This is a genomic window from Specibacter sp. AOP5-B1-6 (assembly GCF_052376555.1).
Taxonomy (GTDB): Bacteria; Actinomycetota; Actinomycetes; order Actinomycetales; family Micrococcaceae; genus Specibacter.
Genome location: NZ_JBQSVT010000058.1, coordinates 1 through 20,166 on the forward strand (window position 1 = coordinate 1; position 20,166 = coordinate 20,166).

Genomic DNA, 20,166 nt, shown 5'->3' on the forward strand with positions numbered 1-20,166 from the left:
CAAAACCGATCCTCATCTATTTTCGCATGGCTGGCACATCCACACCTAACCGGCGGACCAAATTGTGGCGTGAGTGCAGCTGGCGCCCTTGGAACCCGGGGTAAACCGGTTAGCCGGCCTCGGGAAGGTCAAGCCACTGGTACCAGCCGCGGTGCAGCACGAGCCACGCCATGAGTCCGTATCCTGCCTGGCCGGGGGAGCCCGCATTCGCCGCAACGTCGTTGCGCCACTGCTCGTGGTTTTGCAGCGGGGCGAACGTGTCAACGTAGTGGTGCTTGCGGCGGGTGGTGACGTCGGCAAATGCCGTGTTCAGTTCGGCCAGCTTGCGGTTCAGCGCAGGATCGAGCGACGGTGGCGGCCCCACCACAAACACGGGGATGTTCAGCTGGGTGGCGCCGTCAAGGATGTTGGCCAGGTTCAGCCGGCTCCTTGCTGTGGACAGGCCATACTCAATGTCGCGGCCGGACAGGCCAACCACAAGACGGTTCTCGTGGAAGTCGTCAAAGCGGCGCCCCGCCTCATGCAGCCAGCGGCCGGCCAGGGCCTCGGTTCCCTCGCTGGGGGCAGCCAGCACAAACGACTCAATCGAAACAGAGTCGCCGGGCGTCCTGGCCAGCACGCGTCCCAGCCAGCCGAGGGCGCGCGGATCGCCAACACCGGCAACCAGTTCATCCCCTACAGCTACTATTCGCAGTTCCCGCTTGTCCACGGCGCCCCTCTTCTTGGTGCATAAATTTGAAGTTCAAATAGAAGATGCCCGGCCTGATAATGCAGACCGGGCATCAGTAGTGCTTTAGCTGCGCTCGAAAGCCTGCTTGACCAGCAAGGTCTGCTCCACAGCGTGGTTCTTGGCGGAACCCGTTGCCGTGGCGGCCGACGCCGGGCGTGAAACACGGCTCAGCTTCCGGTCCAGCTCGGGAGCCAGGTTCAAGCCCATGAACGGCCACGGGCCCTGGTTGGCCGGTTCGTCCTGTGCCCACACGATTTCGGCGTTGGGGTACTTGGCAAGCTCAGCCTTGATCTCCGCCAGCGGCAGCGGGTACAGCTGCTCCACGCGGAGGATGGCTGCCTTGGTGTCCCCGGCCTTGTCGCGAGCGGCGAGCAGGTCGTAGTACAGCCGGCCGGAAACCAAAATGACGCGGTCGACGGCGGTGGGCTCCAACTCTGCATGCTCACCGATCACGGGACGGAATCCGCCCTGTGTGAAGTCCTCAACCGACGAGGCTGCAGCCTTCAGGCGCAACAGCTGCTTCGGGGTGAAGATGATCAACGGCTTGCGCGGGCGGAGGTAGGCCTGGCGGCGCAACAGGTGGAAGTGCGACGCCGGCGTGGTCGGGTTGGCAACGATCATGTTGTCTTCGGCGCACATCTGCATGAAGCGTTCGATGCGGGCTGAGGAGTGGTCCGGTCCCTGGCCTTCGTAGCCGTGCGGCAGCATCAGCACCAGGGAAGAACGCTGACCCCACTTTTGCTCTGCGGAGGAAACGAATTCGTCAATGACGGTTTGAGCACCGTTGACGAAGTCGCCGAACTGGGCTTCCCAAACCACGAGGGCGTCGGGGCGCTCGACGGAGTAGCCGTACTCGAACGCCATGGCGGCGTATTCGCTGAGCAGGGAGTCGTAGATCCACAGTTTTGCCTGGTCCTCGGTGAGGTCCCGCAGCGGGGTCCAGACGTTGCCGTTGGCGCGGTCGTGGAACACTGCGTGGCGTGAGACGAAGGTGCCGCGGCGGGAGTCCTGGCCGGCCATACGGACAGGGACGCCCTCCATGAGGAGCGAGCCGAACGCGGCCAGTTCGCCAAAGCCCCAGTCGATGCTGCCGTTGCGGGACATGGCCTCGCGCTTTTCCAACAGCGGCTTGAGCTTGTTGTGGATCTCGAAGCCTTCTGGAACTGCCAGGTGGACTGCGCCGATGCGGCCCAGGGTGTCGGCGCTGATGGCGGTCACCTGGGGATCGTTCACGCCGGAATCCGCCTGCTGCGCCATGGGGCGCTCGAGGTCGGAAATGGACTGCGAGTCCTTGGTGATGATCGGGATCGGCGAGGTCTGTGCGGCGTGCGTTTCGGCGAAGACACGCTCGAGGCGTTCCTGGTAGTCGCGCAGCAGCTGCGTGGCTTCCTCTTCGGTGATGTCGCCGCGGCCGATCAGGGCTTCGGTGTACAGGCGGCGCACGGAACGCTTGGCCTCGATGAGGTTGTACATCAGCGGCTGCGTCATCGAGGGGTCATCGCCCTCGTTGTGGCCGCGGCGGCGGTAGCAGACCAGGTCAATGACAACGTCCTTGCGGAAGCGCTGCTGGAACTGGTAGGCCAGCTGGGATGCGCGCACAACGGCTTCGGGGTCGTCGCCGTTCACGTGGAACACGGGAGCCTGGATCATCTTGGCCACGTCGGTGGAGTACACCGAGGAACGTGATGAGGACGGTGCGGTGGTGAAGCCAACCTGGTTGTTGACCACCACGTGGATGGTGCCGCCCGTGCGGTAGCCGCGCAGCTGGGACAGGTTCAGTGTCTCGGCAACAACGCCCTGGCCGGCAAAGGCTGCATCGCCATGGACCATGATGGGCAGCACGGGGAAGTTCTCGCCCTGGTCCAGGCGGTCCTGCTTCGCACGGACAATGCCCTCAAGGACACCGTCAACGGCTTCCAGGTGCGAGGGGTTGGCGGCGAGGTAAACCTTGGTCTCGTTGCCGGCGTCGGAGGTGAACGTGCCTTCGGTGCCCAAGTGGTACTTCACATCGCCGGAGCCCTGGACGCTGCGGGAATCCTGGGTGCCCTCAAATTCGCGGAAGACCTGTGCGTAGGTCTTGCCGGCGATGTTGGTGAGCACATTCAGGCGGCCGCGGTGGGCCATGCCAATGGCAACCTCGTCCAGGCCGTCGTCGGCGGCGTCGGAGATGATGGAGTCAAGCAGCGGAATCAGGGATTCGCCACCCTCGAGAGAGAAGCGCTTCTGGCCAACAAACTTGGTCTGCAGGAACGTCTCGAACGCCTCTGCCGAGTTTAGCTTGGACACGATGCGCAGCTGCTCTTCGCGGCTCGGCTTGGAGTAGGGGTGCTCCAGCTCGTTTTGGAACCATTCGCGCTGCTCCGGTTCCTGGATGTGCATGTATTCCACGCCCGTGGTGCGGCAGTAGGCGTCGCGGAGCACGCCGAGGATGTCGCGCAGCAACAGCTTCTGTGCACCGCCAAAGCCGCCGGTGGGCCATTCGCGGTCCAGGTCCCACAGGGTCAGGCCGTAGGTGAGCACGTCCAGGTCGGGGTGCTTGCGCTGGACGAATTCCAACGGGTCGGTGTCGGCCATCAGGTGGCCGCGCACGCGGTAGGAGTGGATCATCTGCTGAATGCGGGCGACCTTGTTGATCTCGTCGGCCGGGTCAACCTGCAGGTCAACGCTCCACCGGACGGGCTCGTAGGGGATGCGCAGCGATTCAAAGATCTCGTCGTAGAAGTTCTCGGCACCAAGCAGGAGCTGGTGGATCTTCTTCAGGAATTCGCCGGAGCCGGCGCCCTGGATGACGCGGTGGTCATAGGTGGAGGTCAGCGTCAGGATCTTGGAGACGGCGTTCTGGGCGATGATCTTGGCGCTGGCGCCCTGGTATTCGGCCGGGTAGTCAAGGGAGCCAACACCGATGATGGCGGCCTGGCCCTTGGAGAGGCGGGGCACCGAGTGAACGGTGCCGATGCCGCCGGGGTTGGTCAGCGAAACAGTGGTGCCCGAGTGGTCGTCCGCTGTCAGCTTGCCTGCCCGTGCCCGCTTGATCAGGTCCTCGTAGGTGTGCCAGAACTCGGCAAAGCTGAGCGTTTCAGCCTTTTTGATGTTCGGCACGATGAGCAGGCGCGTGCCGTCGGGCTTGGGCATGTCAATGGCAATGCCGAAGTTCACATGCGGCGGCTGGACGGCGGCAGGCTTGCCGTCGATCTCGTCATAGTGGACGTTCATGGACGGGAACTGGCCCAGCGCCTTGATGACGGCGTAGCCGATCAGGTGGGTGAAGGAGACCTTGCCGCCGCGTGCGCGGGCAAGGTTTGAGTTGATGACAACACGGTTGTCGATCAGCAGCTTCGCCGGAATGGCGCGCACACTGGTGGCCGTGGGCACTTCCAGGCTGGTGACCATGTTGGCGGCGATGGCCTTGGCCGGGCCGCGCAGAACAGACTTCACCGACTCTTCCGGAACGGACTTGTCCTTGGCCGTTTTGGGCAGCTGGGCCGGGATCGGAGTGCTGCCGGTGCGGGCGGCATCCTTGGCCGGGGCTGGCGGGCGCGGTGCTGCCGGTGCCTTGGGGGCCGCAGCGGGAGCTGCCGGAACAGCGCTGGCGGGGGCCGACGTCGTGCCTGCAGCAGTGGCCGGGGCGGCCGGACCAGCAGCCGCCGGGGCTGCGGGCGCGGGAACCACGGGGATCTGGGCTGTTATGGGTGCGGAATTGTTCGCGGTGTGGCGGCCGTTGCCATCTGCGTCATCCGCGGCGAAACCTTCAAAGAGTGGCCACCACTTTGTGTCCACTGAATTCTTGTCGCCCTTGTAGCGCTCATACAGTTCGTCGACGAGCCACTCGTTGCCGCCAAATTCTTCGGGTAGACGGTGGATGGATTGCTCTGGCACGTGTGTTACGCCTCTTCCATGAGTTCTTGTTGCCCGCTGTACAAGGTTGCGCAAGGCGTCGGCACCTGAATCGGGCGGGTGCTGTCGGCGCAAACCTGCGTAGCCTATTCGAAATGTGGAAGCGGTCCAACTAACCCCTTCCCCCATCAAGTCTAGTAAGACTGGTGGCCTGTAGGCCAATCTACGCCGCGGCGCGCCCCGGCTTTGGGAGAATGAAGCATTTTTTTGCGGTGAATGGCGTCACATTATGGCTAGACTCTTACCCGGACGGCGCTGCGGTGCCGCCAACCGGCCGCTGACGGCCCATTGCAGCGGCCCATTTCCAACAAGGAGTGCAATGCGTTTTCTCAACCAGCCCGCCACGGACCTGACGTATTCCGACGTGTTCCTGATTCCGTCGCGGTCCACCGTCACCTCGCGTTTGGATGTTGATCTTTCCAGCGGGGACGGCACAGGGACCACCATTCCGCTGGTGGTGGCCAACATGACGGCGGTCTCCGGGAAGCGGATGGCCGAAACTGTGGCCCGGCGCGGCGGCATGGCCATCCTGCCCCAGGACATTCCCCTCGAAGTGCTCAAATCCGTCAGTGAGTGGGTCAAGCAGCGCGATTCGCTCTATGAGACCCCGCTGCTGATGACGGCGGGGGACATCGTCATTGACGCCGTGCACCTGATGAGCAAGCGCTCCCACAACGCCGTGGTTGTCGTGGACGGCAGCGATTTCGTTGGTGTTGTGCGCGGCGTCGACTGCGAGGGCGTGGACAGGTTTTCCTCCCTTGCCTCGGTGATGCGCTCCAACGTCCTGACGCTGGACGCCGTGCCGTTTGACGAAATCCGTGCGCAGGCGGACTCCGGCGACCTGGACTTCACCCAGGCCAAGGCGCTCACCGACGAGGCCCTCCGGGAGGCTTTTGCCGTGCTGGATGCCGCCGGAACCGATTTCGCCCCCGTGCTGCGCGACGGGGAGGTGGTTGGGGTGCTGACCCGGACCGGTGCCCTGCGCTCCACCATTTACCAGCCTGCCCTTGACGCCTCGGGCCGGCTGCGGCTGGGCGTGGCCGTGGGCATCAACGGCGACGTTGCCGCCAAGGCTGCCGCGCTGCTCGAGTACGGTGTCGATGCACTGGTGGTGGACACCGCGCACGGGCACCAGGAAAAGATGATGGAGGCAGTGCGCGCCGTGCGGTCGCTCTCCCCGTCCGTTCCCGTGGCGGCCGGCAACGTGGTCAGCGAAGCAGGGGTGCGGGACCTGGTCGAGGCCGGAGCCGACATCGTCAAGGTCGGCGTCGGACCCGGTGCCATGTGCACCACGCGCATGATGACAGCAGTTGGCCGTCCCCAGTTTTCGGCCGTTTTGGAATGTTCGACGGCGGCTGCCGAGTTGGGTGCCCACGTGTGGGCCGACGGCGGGGTGAGGTACCCGCGGGACGTGGCGCTGGCCTTGGCGGCCGGGGCCAGCCAGGTGATGATCGGGTCCTGGTTTGCCGGCACCTATGAGAGTCCGGGCGACCTGCAGGTGGATGCAGGCGGCCGGCAGTACAAGGAAAGCTTTGGCATGGCGTCCGCGCGGGCCGTGCAAAACCGCACCTCCCGCGAGGGTGCGTTTGACCGGGCCCGCAAGGGCTTGTTTGAGGAGGGCATCTCAACGTCCAAGATGTACCTGGACCCTGCCCGGCCGGGCGTTGAGGACCTGCTGGACATGATCACCGCGGGCCTGCGCAGTTCCTTCACCTATGCGGGCGCCGCGTCGCTGGCTGAATTCAGGGAACGCGCCATTGTTGGCGTGCAGTCGGCCGCGGGCTACGAGGAGGGACGGCCGCTGCCGCAGAGCTGGTAACGCGCTCGGAGCCTTTCTGCGCATGGTTGAGCCTGACCATGGCGCGGGGTGACACCCCGCGCCATGGTGGCGGGCAACCGTGCGCATGGTTTACGTGTCGCCAAAGGAAACACCGGCGTGGTTGATTCGGGTTGCTACTTCACGCCGCCAGCAGTGAGGCCACCTACAAGGTAGCGCTGGAAGACAAAGTAGAGGATGACCACCGGGGCCGCACAGACTAGAGCCGCGGCCATCATCTGGCTGTAGACCGGTATGGCGCCACCTTCCTGACTGGCACTGAACGTCTGCAGCACGATAGCTGCCGTCGCTGTGTCCGGCTTGGTGAAGATCGAGGCAAACAAGACGTCGTTCCAGCCAAGGAGAAATGCAAAGATGCCCGAGACAACAATGCCAGGCCAGCTCAGCGGGACGATGATCCGGAACAGAATGCCCAAGTTGGAGGCTCCGTCAATTCGGGCGGCCTCTTCCAGCTCACGTGGCAGCCCCCGCAAATAAGTCACCATGACCCACGTGGAGAACTGGAGTGATAATGTAAGATAAGCGATAAACAAACCCCACAGGGTGCCGATGATGGTGATTCCAACCCATGAACCGATCGAGGCAAACAAAACAAACACGGGCAGCAGCATGAGCGTGCCGGGAATGCTTTGGAGCCCCAAGAGCCCGCGCAGCATGGTCAACCGGCCCCTGAAAGTGAAGCGAACCAGCACGTAGGCAGTGCCGACGGCAATGACGGCGGAGACCACAGCCACGGAGCCAGAGACGATCAGGCTGTTGATGATGCCCTTGCCCAAGCCAACGCTGCCCCATATTTTGGTGTAACTCTCCAGCGAGAACTGGCTGGGCCAAAATTCTCCTCGTGCCACACCGATATCGGAATTCAGGGAAGCAAGGAAGATATATGCAATCGGCACCAGCACAAGAATGCAAAGAATTGTGGTCAGGATGCCGATGAGCCACGTTGGCATTAGCCGTGTCACTTCTGCGTTGCGACTCCTGCGGCTCTTGCTACGTGCCCGGGTTGAAACGCGAGTCAGGGTCTGCGAGCTCATTTCTTGCCTCCGTCTTCAGAAACGTCAAGCTTGACCGCCCTTAGGTAGATGAACAGCGGTATCGCGATGAGGATCAGTGACACGACCGCCATTGCCGCGCTCAATCCGAAGCGGAAACTCTGAAAACTGGTCACGTAGACCAGGATGGGCAGGACATTCACGTCCGCAGGTGCCGGCGCACCAAATAGGACGTATGGCAGTGTGAAGTTGTTGATGTGGTTCAACGTGCCCAGCAGGAAAGCAAGGGCAACCGGCCCCTTCAAGTAGGGGAAAATCACTTCGCGCAGCTTGCGCCACCATAGGGCCCCATCGATGGCGGCCGCCTCATGCACTTCATGGTCCACAGATTGCAACCCGGCCAACGCCAGCAGATATATGAATGGCCATGCCGCCCAGATTTCCACGAAAACCAAGGTCCAGTAGGACATAGGCCCGTTAAGCCACAGTGCTGGGTCAATTCCCACATTCTGCAGGACGCCATTGACTATGCCGTCAGGCTGCAGCATGGTGCGCCAAACGGTGGCAACCACGAAAGAGGGCAGGACATAGGGGATCAGGAAGACCGCACGCACTATAGCCCGGCCGCGGTACGGATTTTGAGTTACGACGGCGGCGGCCACGCCGAGAGGCACGGTCACCAACGTAGAAAGGACCGCAAAAGAGACACTGATCCAAATCGACCGAAGAAGGTCAGTCTTGGTGATCGCTTCTACAAAATTGTCTATTCCGATGAACGGTGTCGTGAGCCATTTGCGGAGTGTGTACTGGTCAAGGTCGATAACGGACATGTATAGGGCCAGCACGAGAGGGATGAGAATGATGACCGTGATGAGGAGTCCGCCTGGGGTAAGCAACCATAAGGGGCGGTTGCGCTCAGTGACACCTTTGCGTTTTTTGTCTTTGAGTGGGGGAGGTCCCCCTGCAGGACGAGTTGCGTCGTCCTGCAGGGTGTTCACTGCGTTTTTGCTAGGCATGGAGGGAATCTTTCAGCAGCTTCTACTTGGCCCGGTCCAGGGCAGCCTGGGCCTTGGACTGTGAGTCCTTGAGGCGTTCCGCGAGACTGGCTGCGCTGACGGCTCCTGCGGACAGGTCGGGGATGGTCTGGACAGCAACGTTTGTCAACGCAAGCTGCACATCGCCCCATGCGCCACTGAATGGTGTGGCGACGGACTTTGCCGCGGCATCCAGCGCCGGCGCGACGAGCGGATCCGACTCGAGCGCCTTGGCAGCCTCGACATTGGTGGGGACCTCACCAAAGATCTTGTAGTAGTTTGACTGGGCCTCAGTGTCGGTGATCATCTTCACGAAGGCGAAAGCCAGATCCTTGTTGGGCGAGTAGTCGGCAACGACCAGGTTGTCGCCGGAGAGAATACTGGCGGCCTCCACTCCGTTGGACGGGCGTGTTGTCTCACCTGGGGGCACCATGGGCAGAAGGGCGTACTTGTACTTGCCTTTGACCTCGGACTTGTCGAGAGTTGGGATGCTCAGCGGCGATGTCATGGGCAAATAGCCGGCTTTGCCGGCGGCGAAGGCTGCCACAGCCTGGGCATTGCCCCAACCGACGGCGGATGGGTCCACGGACTTGTCCTTAGTGATCCAACCGAAATAGGCCTCGAATGCCTTCGTGACCGTAGGGTCGTCCAGACGGACGGTCTTGCCGTCAATGATCGGGTTGCCAGCTTGGATGGACATGCCCCAGATGAACTTCCAGGGGTCGAAGTTGTCCTTGTACGCCACAGCGAGCCCATACTCGTCGCCTGAGGTCATCTTCTTGCCGTGCTCGGCAAACTCGTCCCACGTGGTGGCGGGCTTGTCGATCCCTGCTTTCGCCAACAACTCGGTGTTGTAGGCCATGACGAACGGGCGGCTGACGAACGGAATGCCAATCAGGTTGTCTTCGTCAGGACCGGAAATGCCCAGAGTAGCCGGGACGAACTTGTCCTTGCCGCCTACTTTCTTCCACTCATCATCTCCGAGTTTCACGAACGCACCTGTCGAGAAAGCTGTGGGTGTGAAGGTGGTGCCCAACCCGTAGACATCGGGACCGGTACCGGAAACCACTGAAGTCTGAATTCGGGTCATTTCATCATTTGCGGTGGGGAAAGTCTCCCACTGCACGGTGGCTCCCGTCAGCGTCTTGAAATCCTCCGCCGTTTTTGCGAACCAGGCTTTCTGCTCTTCGGGGTACTGCGGCTTCGTGCTGAAGAGGACCGTGAGGGTCTTGCCGGCACCTTCAATTTTGCCGTCTCCGGTGTCGGAACTGTCAGGGGAGCCCCCGCAGGCCGCCAGTGCCAGCGAAAGGGCTCCCAAGCCACCTACTCCGATGAGAAAGTTCTTCCGTGTGATTTCCATGTGATTCCTCCTTGAACAATGAAATGATTGCACGTGACCTGAGTCATATTCGCGGCTGATGATCAGACTCTATAGGCTTGGCAATGTGTCTGCAATCAGTTGCCAAAAAATTGCCAAAGTGTGTAGATTTCTTAATAGCGATGTGATCTGGCGGTAAAGAACCTAAGGGGCGAATGCTGATGGAGTCAGGACCCGGAACGGGCAGTGGAAGGGTAACTCTGCAAGACGTGGCCAGGGTTGCGGGGGTGGCAACTTCCACGGTTTCCAGGGTGTTGTCAGATCCTGGCCGCATCAGCCCCAAGACCGCAGCGGCTGTCATGCGTGCCGTGCGTCAGCTCGGGTACGGGGCCGAGAAGAACAAGTCCGACAATTTGGCAACAAAACCGCGCGCCGTTGCACTGCTGGTTCCTGACATCACCAATCCCTTCTACTTTGGTCTTATTCATGGGGCTCAGGAGCAGCTCAAGGCGGCCGGATACACCCAACTTCTTGTCAACACTGAAGAATCAGCCGAACTGGAGCAATCGGCACTGAACAGCATGCTCACCTCGTCTCAGGGCGTCATTTTGGCTGCATCAAGGCTTTCGACGGATGCTTTGGCCAAGGCTGCCACCCAGATTCCCCTTGTTGCGTTGAATAGGAACGACGCGGATGTTCCTGCAGTCCTGATCGATCCGAGTTACGGAATCCATCAAGCAATCCAACATCTAGTGTCCTTGGACCACAGTCGCATTGCTTATATCTCCGGCCCCGCCCACTCCTGGTCAAGTCAATGGCGGTGGCAGGTGTTTGAAGATGCGGCCCGCGAGTATGGTGTGGATGTTGTCAGGCTGGGACCCTATTCGCCAAAACAAACCTCTGGCGCGGCCGCTGCTGACATGCTGATCACCAGCAAGGCCTCTGCCTGTGTGGCCTTCAACGACCTGCTGGCCATTGGCATGTTGCGACGGCTCCTCACCCGGGGCGTCAAGGTGCCAGAGGATGTGAGCATCGTTGGGTACGACGATATTTTTGGTGCGGATTTCTGTAACCCGCCGCTAACCACCATCACCGCTCCCATTGAACAGGCAGCCCGCGTCGCCACAAGCATGTTGCTGGACCGGTTGGACGGTGACCAGCTACGGCAGCGCCAAGTCTCCCAGCTTCCCACATACCTGACTGTGCGTGAATCCACAGGTTTGGCAGCACGCGGCCGCAACAGCTAGGTCTGATGGCTGGTTCCGCTGCGTTCTTTGGCAGCAATGGGTGCGACGAGGCACCGGTCGGCAGCGGCAACTACCCGGACTCGTGTCCGGTTGTTCGGGGTGGTGCGGCTGTGGATCCGCGAATGGTCAGATAAGTCGGTAGTAGGGACTGGCTGCGCGGGAATGTGCCGTGCCCCGGGTTGAGCTGACTCAGCAACATCGTCACCGCTACACGGCCGGCCTGCTCTACCGGCGCGGTGACAGTGGTCAGTGGAGGGCTGCAAAAGTCGGCACCAAAGATATCGTCGCAGCCCACAATGCTCATGTCTTCGGGCACTCGAAGGCCCCGTTCGCGCAGCCGGGCCAGCATCCCGATGGCAATGAGGTCATTGAAAGCGATGCCGGCTGTGGCCCCGGAGTGAACCAAGGCGTCGGCGGCGGCTGCGCCTGAGTAGGTGCGTGGCGCAAAGGGGCCCAGTCGCACAACATCGACTGAGCGTTCCATTGCTGCTGCGGAGAGCGCCGCCCATCGGCGCATGTTGGAACTGGAGGTCTCGGGGCCGGCCAGATATGCGATGCGGGAATGGCCGAGGGAGATCAGGTGGTCCAGGGCCTGATTGGTGGCTGTGGGCGTGTCGAGGATGACCGAAGGAACCCCGGCAACATCGCGGTTGATAGTGACGAGCGGCATTTTGCTGCCTGCTTCGGCCAAGGCCTGATCGGAGAGTCGCGACGCAGTCAGAATCACGCCGTCAGCGGTTTGACGCATTTGTTCGAGCGTGTTGATCTCAACCTCATCAGACTCTTCCGTGTCCACAAGCAGCTGCGTATAGCCGGCAGCCTTAAGTTGATGCTGTGTGCCGCGGATGATGTCGAAATAGAACGGGTTGGTAATGTCGGCCACCAACACGGCGACTGCACGTGTCCGCCCCGAGCTCAGGGCCTTCGCCTGGGGGTTTGGGACGTAGTTAAGCTGCGCAGCTGCGGCTTCTATGCGGGCACGGGTACGAAAGTTCACCCGCCCCGGTGTGGACAGTGCACGTGAAACTGTGGACGCTGTTACGCCGGACAATGCCGCGACATCACGGATGGTGGCTGGGCGGCCCGGAGTGCTGTCTTCTGGGGTGATACTCATGGAAGACTCTTCCTTGTCGAGGTTGGTTGATGTCGTGACGCCATGGCCGAACCCCTACCCAGGCGCGGCCGGAAGGGTGCTGGAATGGCAGACGCTGTGTCCGGGTCCTCAGAGTACGCCTGTACGTAAATATTGGCAATCGGTTGTCAAGCTGTTGCTTCAAGGATATGCTGCTTGCTACGAGACTTGTGAAATGAGTCACCGGAAGTGACCAAGAGTCACCCGGTAATCAGAAACTAAATGTGGAGGCCCTGATGTCCATTGCTCAAAAACCCACCTGGATACTTTCCGGGTTTGGCGACGAAGTAGATCCCGACCCCAAGATCCAGGCCGCGGTTCTTCTGGCCTTGGGCGCGCACCACATTGAAGTCCGCAGCGCGTGGGGCACGAACGTTGTGGAGCTCACCGACGGCCAGGTTGCCGAGCTCAAGGCGATCCTGGATGAATCGGGACTGAAGGTCTCCGCCGTCGCAAGCCCCATCGGCAAGGTGGACATCTCCCTGCCGGCCGAGCATGAAGCCGGACGCTTGCACCGCATCATTGAGGTCGCGAGGGCGCTCGACACCAAGTACATCCGCATGTTCTCTTTCTTCCGCTCCGATGACCAAACCCCCGAAGACATTCGCGAAGCAGTCATGGAACGCATGGCCGTGCTGACCCGCATTGCCGAGGAATCCGATGTGATTCTCATTCATGAAAACGAGAAGGACATTTACGGCGACACCCCGGAGCGCGTTCTAGACCTCATGGAGACAATGAATTCCCCGGCACTGCGCGCAGCCTGGGACAACGCGAACTTTGTTCAGGTCGGCGTGAAGCCCTACACCGACGCCTACGCCATGCTGCGCCCCTACCTTGAATACCTGCAGGTCAAGGACGCCGTTGCCAGCAGCGGCGAAGTTGTGCCCACCGGCAAGGGCGACGGCCAGCTCGTCGAGACGCTGACGGCACTGAGCCAGGACGGCTACACAGGCTTCGCCTCACTGGAGCCACACCTGGCCATCCAAAATGAACTCGGCGGTTTCTCGGGCCCGGCCGAATTTGGTGTGGCGGCCCGTGCATTCCGCACCGCCACTGATGCCATCGGCATTACGCTCACCTAAGCAGGGCGCCGCACACCAGGCAGCATCATCAGACGAAGGAGTTACCATGCCCAGAATTGCCATCATTGGCTGCGGGGACGTCGCCACCGTCCACTTCGAAGCCGTGTCGGCCATTGAAGGGACGGAACTGGTCGCTGTCTGCGACACGGATCCGGGTCGTCTGGTGGCTGCGTCCGAAGCCCGGGGAGTGCCCGGCTACAGCGATCTGGTGCGCATGCTGGAGGAAGCACGGCCCGACGTCGTGCATGTTTGTACCCCGCACAACCAACATGCCGACCCTGCCATTGCAGCCCTGGAGCGCGGCATCAACGTCATCAGCGAGAAACCGCTTGCCAGCACCATGGCCGACGGCGAGCGTCTGGCTGCCGCTGCGACCTCCAGTTCCGCGCGGATCGGCATTTGCTTCCAAAACCGCTACAACCAGGCCGTCCAGGCCATGGCGCAGCGGCTCGCCGCGGGGGAGTTTGGGGCGGTCCTTGGAGGCTCGGGCACTGTCTTGTGGAGCCGGACCGCCGAGTACTACGAAAACCGGCCGTGGCGCGGCTCCTGGGCAGGTGGCGGTGGTGGACTGATGATGAACCAGGCCATCCACACCCTGGACCTGCTGCAGTGGATGATGGGGGAGGTTACCGCGGTCAAAGGCCATGCGGCGACTCACGCCCTGGGCGGCACCATCGACGTGGAGGACACGGCCGAGCTGGTCCTGACCCATGCCAACGGTGCCCGCAGCGTCTTCTATGCCACGCTTGCGAACTCCGTCAACGCACCCGTCACTGTGGACATCGTGGCGGAAAAGGCGACCCTGCACCTGCGCGGGGACTTGACCATTGCGCACGCCGACGGCTCGGTGGAAGTGGTGGAGGAACGACGGGCGGCTTCGGGCGGGCGCGACTACTGGGGCGTGTCGCACCAGCTGTACATCGCTGACTTCTATGCCCAGTTGGGCCAGGAGGGGCCGTTCTGGATCAACCCCGACGAGGCGCTCAAAACGCTGCGCATCATCAAAGAGGTTTACGCCCAAAGCTACCCGGCCCGGTTGGCCGACGTCTCCTAGAACTCCGCAGGAATTAGGAATTTTTCGGATTGAACAGACAATCACTCGATGCTGCCGGAAGCGACCCGGCCAACGAAAGGAACAGAATGACAAAAATCGGTGTACAGGCAATGATGCTCAAGGACAGCTTTGCGGAAGTGGGCGCATTTGAGACGCTCCGCAGGGTCAGCGAACTGGGCTACAACGCCGTCGAGATTTCCCAGGTCCCCATGGATGAGAAGAATGTCTCCGAGCTGGAGCGCACCCAGACCGAACTGGGCATGGATGTGGCCTCGCTGTCAGTCATGATGGAAAAGCCCGTTGGACGCCCCGGCGAATCCCTCAAGGACGACTTTGACAAGATCGTCAACGACGCCAAGCGACTTGACACCAAGTTGCTGCGCATCGGCATGCTGCCCTTCAGCGCCATGACCTCCATTGACGCCGTCATCGACTTCGCCAAGGAAACCAACGGCTACGCTGAACGCCTCCAGCAGGAAGGCCTCAGCCTTTACTACCACAACCACCACATCGAGTTTGCCAAGTTCGACGGCAAGTACATGCTGGACATCATCAACGAGAACTCACCGGCGATGGGCCTGGAAATCGACGTCCACTGGGTCCAGCGCGGCGGACTGGATCCCGTGCGCACCCTGGAAAAGTACGCCGGCAACACCGCCATGGTGCACCTGAAGGATTACCGGATCGGCATGCTGCCTGAGTCCGCGCTGGGCTACCTGGAAACCGGCGACTTCGCCAACTTCATGACCGAGTTCAGGAATGTCGTCCAGTTTGCCGAGGTGGGTGAGGGCAACCTGGACTTCCCGTCCATCATTCCTGCGGCCCAGGCGGCCGGCGCACAGTACCTGCTGGTGGAACAAGACGAACTTTACGGCCGCACCGTGTGGGAAGTGCTGGAAACGTCCCACCGGAACCTCACCGCGATGGGCTTCAGCGAACTTTTCTGATCCCCACCCGCTCCCCGGCCTCGTACCTCGGCTGGGGGCCCACACCCGGAATTTCCCCTGAATTACTGCAACGAAACGGAGCAACACCAGTGAGCAAGAAAGTACGCCTCGGCATCATCGGCCTCGGCCAGCAGGGCGGCGCCTACGCCAAGTTCATCACCTCTGGGCTGGTCCCCAACATGGAGATCGGCGCCATCACCGACACCGACCCCGCCAAGCGCGAGCTCGCCGCGGAGACCTACCCCGGCGTGAAGGTTTACGACGACTACCTGACCATGCTCGACAGCGGTGACATTGACGCCGTCGTCACCTGTGTGCCGCACTACCTGCACCCGGAAATGGGCATTGCCACGCTCAAGCGCGGCATCCACGCCCTGGTGGAAAAGCCGGCCGGCGTCTACACCAAGCAGGTTGCTGAACTCAACGCCTTTGCCGCCAGCAAGCCCGAGCTCTCCTTTGCCATCATGTTCAACCAGCGCAACAACCCGCTGTACCAGCGCCTGAAGGAAATCGTCGACAACGGCGAAATTGGCAACATCCTGCGCACCAACTGGATCATCACCACTTGGTGGCGTCCGCAGGGCTACTACAACTCCAGCGAATGGCGGGCAACCTGGGGTGGCGAAGGCGGCGGCGTCCTGGTCAACCAGGCACCCCACCAGCTGGATTTGTGGCAGTGGATCTGCGGCGTGCCGAAGTCGGTCTTCGCCAAGGTCTCCTACGGCTACCGCCGCGACATTGCCGTCGAGGATGAGGTCACAGCACTGGTTGATTATGGCAACGGCGCCACCGGCACCTTTGTCACCGCCACCCACGACATGGTCGGGACCGATCGTTTCGAGATCCTGGGCGACCAGGGCAAGATCGTGGTGGAAGGCAGCAAGACTGCCACGGTGACCCGCATGAAGAAGAAGGAACGGGACATCAGCGACGGCATGGGCATGGACGACGTGCGCAAGCTCTTCATGGGCCAATTGAACATGGAAGATTACCTGACCACCGAGACCGTCGAATTCGAGTCGGTTTGGGGCGGCCAGCACGCAGGTGTCCTGGAGAACTTCGCCGCCAACATCCTTGAAGGCACCCCGCTGCTGGCGCCGGGCTCCGACGGCATCAACGGCGTACGCCTGGCCAACGCCATCCACCTCTCCAGCTGGAAGGGCGAGGAAGTGGGTCTCGACTTCGACGAGGACGAGTTCCTCGGACTCCTCAACGATCGCATCCGTGACGAAGGGAAATACGCCGAACGCGCGTAATTTCACAGCTTCAAAGCTGGCCCCGGCACCCCGCGGGGCCAGCTTTGTTGTTTCGCGCGCCCTGCCACGGACAGCTTGCTTCGCGCAGCTTCAGGCCGCCCGGCCACGGACAGCCGGGAGGCCCGGCACAGTATTGTGGACAAACCGCTCCGCCTCGAAAGGTCAGGACATGGCTAGTGCACCATCAATGAAACGTCCCCAGGTGGCTTTCGCCATGCAATCCAACGAACTGCGGGAGCGGCTGATCGACGCGGCAGCAATGCAGCAGTTGACGGCCGTGGCGGACATCGTGCAGCTGGATGTTCTGACCGACTTTGACTCCGAGCAGTCCAAGGAGATTTTGGCCCACACGACGGCGCTGATCACCGGCTGGGGTCACCGGTGCTGGATGCCGGCGCGCTCGATGCCGCGCCGGCCCTGCAACTGATCGCCCACGCCGCCGGCACCGTCAAAGCCCATGTTTCCCCCGAGTGTTGGGACAGGGGCAAGACAGTGACGAAGGCGGCTGCGGCCAACGGCGTTCCGGTTGCGGAATACACGCTGGCCTTCATTCTTTTGGCCGGCAAGAACGCTGCTATGGAGCAGTACAAACTACGCACTGCACAGTCCAGCCACCGTGCCGGGCTGCTCGCCGCCGGGCTGGGAAACGCCGGCGGGGCGGTGGGCATCATCGGGGCCTCCCGCATTGGACGGCTGGTGATGGAGCTGCTGAAGCCGTTTTCTTTCGACGTCTTGTTGTCCGATCCAACGGTTGCTGCGGCCGAGGCGTCCGGGCTCGGCGTGGAGCTTGTCTCCTTGAACGAGCTGATGGCCCGCAGCCGTGTGGTTTCCCTGCATGCCCCGATCCTGCCGTCGACGATCGGCATGATCGGTGCCAGCCACCTTGCCCTCCTGCAGGACGGCGCCACGTTCATCAACACCGCACGCGGCATCCTGGTTGACCATGATGCGCTGCGCACGGAGCTGGTGGCCGGTCGGATTAGTGCCGGGCTGGACGTAACGGAACCGGAGCCCCTGCCTGACGGCGACCCGCTCTATAACCTTCCGAACGTGACGCTGACCCCGCACATTGCCGGCTCCATGGGCAATGAACTGGCAAGAATGGGGGACCTTGCAGTCGGCGAGGTGGCGCGGTTGGCCACCGGTTCCGCACCGCTTCACCCGGTATCCAAGGACGCGTTGTCCGATATGGCGTGATGGCCCAGCCGCCTCCACCCGTGGCGCAGGCTTTGCAGTTTTCGGTTAGGCCGTACAGTTGTGGGTTAAGATGGCCAACGGCAACCAATTGCGGAGGATTTCCTTGACTGACACGACCCCGGCAGGCGAAACGACCGAGCTGCCCGCCAACCGGCGCCGAACCGGCAAGTCTTCGGCGACGATTTACGACATCGCCGAGCTTGCCGGCGTCAACCCGTCAACGGTCTCCCGGGCACTCAGCAAACCCGGTCGGGTCAGTGCCAAAACGGCCCAAAAGATCGAGCACGCCGCGGAGCAATTGAACTACCAGGTCAATGTTTTCGCTCGGGCTTTGCCCACGGGACGGACCCAAACCATCGGCCTGATCGTCTCTGACATCACCAACCCCGCCTTCTTTGACATCATTCGCGGGGCTGAATCCGCGGCCTCAGCCCGTGACTACACGCTGATGCTGGCCGAATCCACCGAATCTGCGGAACTGGAACTCACCGCCGCCAAGCGCATGCTGACCACGGTGGACGGGCTCATCCTTGCCAGCCCCCGACTTTCAGATGAGGAAATTGGCCAGCTTGCAGCCAAGAAACCCGTGGTGGTGATCAATCGAAGCGTTGCCGGCGTGCCATCCGTTGTTGCGGACACCGACGCCGGGGTCACCGAGGCCGTCAGGCACCTGGCTGACATGGGCCACACGGCCATTTCCTACGTGTCGGGCCCGGAGCGGTCCTGGATGTCACAGCGCCGTTGGGAGAGCATCAAAGCCAGATGCGATTGGCATGGCATGGAGGCCTCCGTCGTTGCCTCCAGCCAGCCAACTGTCGACGGCGGGCGCCATTCGGCCGCGGCGGTCCGCTCCGGATCTGCCACTGCCGTCTTTTGTTACAACGACCTGATGGCGATCGGCCTGATGCGCGAGTTGCAGGCGGCCGGGATGGTCATCCCCGCGGAGCTGAGCATCCTTGGCTTTGACAATATCTTTGGTTCCGATTTCACCACGCCGCCGCTGTCGACCATCAAGTCACCGTTGCGGGAGCTGGGCGCCGCTGCACTTCAAGGGGTCCTCGACGCCGTGGACAAGGTCGAGGCAATGCAGGGGACGGCAGCCTTGCCCACGGAGCTGGTGATTCGGGGCTCCACAGGACGCTGCAGCAGTGTTTGACAGGGCAGCGGACCACAGTGGCAATCATTTGGCAACCGGTTGACAAAGTGGGGTGGCTGCATGGACGATTGAGCTATGTCACATTTGCGCTCACCCAATTCCCCTGAGACCTTGTCCGCCGCTGGCGCTGCCGCTGGTGATGCCGGCCAGGCTGCGTCAACCGGGCGTCGCTCACCTGCCGCCGATCCGGACCGGCTGCTGCCCGCAGACCCCGGCACCCGGGCCATCGCACGGGACCTGCTCGCCCGGGTTGAAGACCTCCCCATCATTTCCCCGCATGGCCACGTGGAAGCGTCCATGCTGGAACTGGACACCCCGTTCCCTGACCCCGCAACGTTGCTGGTCAGTCCGGACCACTACGTCACCCGTTTAATCCACGCCAGCGGCGTGCCGCTGGAGAAATTGCGTGTCGGCGGCACCACCGCGGTGGAGCCCCGGGAAACGTGGCGCGAATTCGCCAAGGCGTGGGCGCTCTTTGACGGCACGGCCTCCGGCTATTGGATGCGTGATTCCTTTGAGCACGTCTTTGGCCTGTCCAAGGAAGTCAATGCCGACAACGCCGATTTCCTCTTTGATGAGCTGGACGCGAAGCTCAAGAGCCCTGCATTCCGGCCCCGCCAGCTGTTCAAGGACTTCAACATCGAGGTTCTGGCGACCACCGACGACCCCCTGGACGATCTCGCCGCCCACGCGGCCATTGCCAAGGACCCCACCTTCACCGGACGCGTGCTGCCCACCTTCCGCCCGGACGCGTACATCAAGTTTGCCGCCGCCGGGTGGGCCGAGCGTGTGGAGAAGTTGATCAGCGTTGCCGGCGACGGGCTCAGCGGCTACGCCGGCTACATTCGGGCCCTGGAAAACAGGCGCCAGCACTTTGTCGAGCACGGCGCAGTCTCGGCCGACCATGGCGTCCGCACGGCGCAGACACTGCGCCTGGACGCGGCCCAGGCCGAGGCGCTGTTTGAGAAGGCGCGCCGCGGCGAGGCCACATCGGTGGATGCCGACGCCTTTGAAGCACACATGAGCTACCAAATGGCCCGCATGTCAGTCGAGGACGGGCTGGTCATGACCATCCACCCCGGCGTGTTCCGCAACCACCACACGGAATCCTTCAAGAAGTTCGGTGCCGACACCGGCCATGACATCCCCTTCGCCGTCAGCTACACGGAGGCGCTGCGCCCCATGCTTGAGGACTTTGGCACGGCACCGGGCTTCCACTTCATCCCCTTCACCATCGACGAAACGGTCTTCTCGCGGGAAATTGCGCCGTTGGCCGGCTTCTACCCG

Annotated in this window: 16 protein-coding genes; 10 read left to right on the forward strand and 6 right to left on the reverse strand. The window is 62.1% G+C overall.

Going from position 1 to position 20,166, the window contains the following annotated elements; genetic code table 11:
* Positions 1-109: 109 nt before the first annotated feature.
* Positions 110-709: a GDSL-type esterase/lipase family protein gene (locus ACT3TS_RS18330; protein ID WP_444532964.1), complete on the reverse strand. Its 600-nt coding sequence runs from the start codon at positions 707-709 to the stop codon at positions 110-112.
* A gap of 84 nt (positions 710-793) precedes the next feature.
* Entirely contained in the window at positions 794-4,606 is a 3,813-nt protein-coding gene (locus ACT3TS_RS18335; RefSeq protein WP_444532965.1) for a multifunctional oxoglutarate decarboxylase/oxoglutarate dehydrogenase thiamine pyrophosphate-binding subunit/dihydrolipoyllysine-residue succinyltransferase subunit, read from the reverse strand.
* 337 nt (positions 4,607-4,943) lie between these two features.
* Between ACT3TS_RS18335 and ACT3TS_RS18340 the strand changes: the two genes are divergently transcribed.
* Complete coding sequence (locus tag ACT3TS_RS18340) at positions 4,944-6,443, forward strand: GuaB1 family IMP dehydrogenase-related protein (protein ID WP_444532966.1); 1,500 nt, start codon at positions 4,944-4,946, stop codon at positions 6,441-6,443.
* A 134-nt stretch (positions 6,444-6,577) separates the two neighbouring features.
* On the opposite strand, the gene ACT3TS_RS18345 is transcribed toward ACT3TS_RS18340, so the two are convergent.
* From ACT3TS_RS18345 to ACT3TS_RS18355, 3 genes are read right to left on the reverse strand one after another with little or no spacing between them, the layout of a single operon-like run.
* Positions 6,578-7,495, reverse strand: a complete 918-nt coding sequence (locus ACT3TS_RS18345; RefSeq protein WP_444532967.1) for a carbohydrate ABC transporter permease — start codon at positions 7,493-7,495, stop codon at positions 6,578-6,580.
* A complete protein-coding gene (locus ACT3TS_RS18350; protein WP_444532968.1) occupies positions 7,492-8,469 on the reverse strand; it encodes a carbohydrate ABC transporter permease in 978 nt (325 codons plus the stop codon). Before ACT3TS_RS18350 ends, ACT3TS_RS18345 begins: the two co-directional genes overlap by 4 nt.
* Before the next feature lie 22 nt (positions 8,470-8,491).
* A complete protein-coding gene (locus ACT3TS_RS18355; protein WP_444532969.1) occupies positions 8,492-9,847 on the reverse strand; it encodes an ABC transporter substrate-binding protein in 1,356 nt (451 codons plus the stop codon).
* Positions 9,848-10,026: 179 nt separating this feature from the next.
* On the opposite strand from ACT3TS_RS18355, the gene ACT3TS_RS18360 reads away from it, so the two are divergent.
* Positions 10,027-11,052: a LacI family DNA-binding transcriptional regulator gene (locus ACT3TS_RS18360; protein WP_444532970.1), complete on the forward strand. Its 1,026-nt coding sequence runs from the start codon at positions 10,027-10,029 to the stop codon at positions 11,050-11,052.
* 70 nt (positions 11,053-11,122) lie between these two features.
* On the opposite strand, the gene ACT3TS_RS18365 is transcribed toward ACT3TS_RS18360, so the two are convergent.
* Entirely contained in the window at positions 11,123-12,166 is a 1,044-nt protein-coding gene (locus ACT3TS_RS18365; RefSeq protein ID WP_444532971.1) for a LacI family DNA-binding transcriptional regulator, read from the reverse strand.
* Positions 12,167-12,420: 254 nt separating this feature from the next.
* Here ACT3TS_RS18365 and ACT3TS_RS18370 point away from each other — a divergent pair, with 254 nt between their 5' ends.
* The 8 genes from ACT3TS_RS18370 to uxaC form a co-directional block, all read left to right on the forward strand.
* Positions 12,421-13,269 (forward strand): sugar phosphate isomerase/epimerase family protein, encoded by an 849-nt coding sequence (locus ACT3TS_RS18370; protein WP_444532972.1) that lies wholly within the window; start codon positions 12,421-12,423, stop codon positions 13,267-13,269.
* A gap of 46 nt (positions 13,270-13,315) precedes the next feature.
* Entirely contained in the window at positions 13,316-14,323 is a 1,008-nt protein-coding gene (locus ACT3TS_RS18375) for a Gfo/Idh/MocA family protein (RefSeq protein WP_444532973.1), read from the forward strand.
* Between the two features lie 86 nt (positions 14,324-14,409).
* Positions 14,410-15,270 (forward strand): sugar phosphate isomerase/epimerase family protein, encoded by an 861-nt coding sequence (locus ACT3TS_RS18380; protein ID WP_444532974.1) that lies wholly within the window; start codon positions 14,410-14,412, stop codon positions 15,268-15,270.
* Between the two features lie 89 nt (positions 15,271-15,359).
* On the forward strand, positions 15,360-16,526 hold the full coding sequence (locus ACT3TS_RS18385; protein WP_444532975.1) for a Gfo/Idh/MocA family protein: 1,167 nt from the start codon (positions 15,360-15,362) through the stop codon (positions 16,524-16,526).
* Positions 16,527-16,695: 169 nt separating this feature from the next.
* The gene (locus ACT3TS_RS18390) at positions 16,696-16,953 is read left to right on the forward strand and encodes a hypothetical protein (RefSeq protein ID WP_444532976.1); all 258 of its coding nucleotides are present in this window, start codon (positions 16,696-16,698) and stop codon (positions 16,951-16,953) included.
* On the forward strand, positions 16,908-17,723 hold the full coding sequence (locus ACT3TS_RS18395) for a hydroxyacid dehydrogenase (RefSeq protein WP_444532977.1): 816 nt from the start codon (positions 16,908-16,910) through the stop codon (positions 17,721-17,723). The genes ACT3TS_RS18390 and ACT3TS_RS18395 overlap by 46 nt, the downstream gene beginning before the upstream one ends.
* 103 nt (positions 17,724-17,826) lie before the next feature.
* Positions 17,827-18,879, forward strand: a complete 1,053-nt coding sequence (locus ACT3TS_RS18400) for a LacI family DNA-binding transcriptional regulator (RefSeq protein ID WP_444532978.1) — start codon at positions 17,827-17,829, stop codon at positions 18,877-18,879.
* Positions 18,880-18,954: 75 nt separating this feature from the next.
* The coding region (gene uxaC / locus ACT3TS_RS18405) for a glucuronate isomerase (protein WP_444532979.1) at positions 18,955-20,166 on the forward strand (1,212 nt) is incomplete at its 3' end.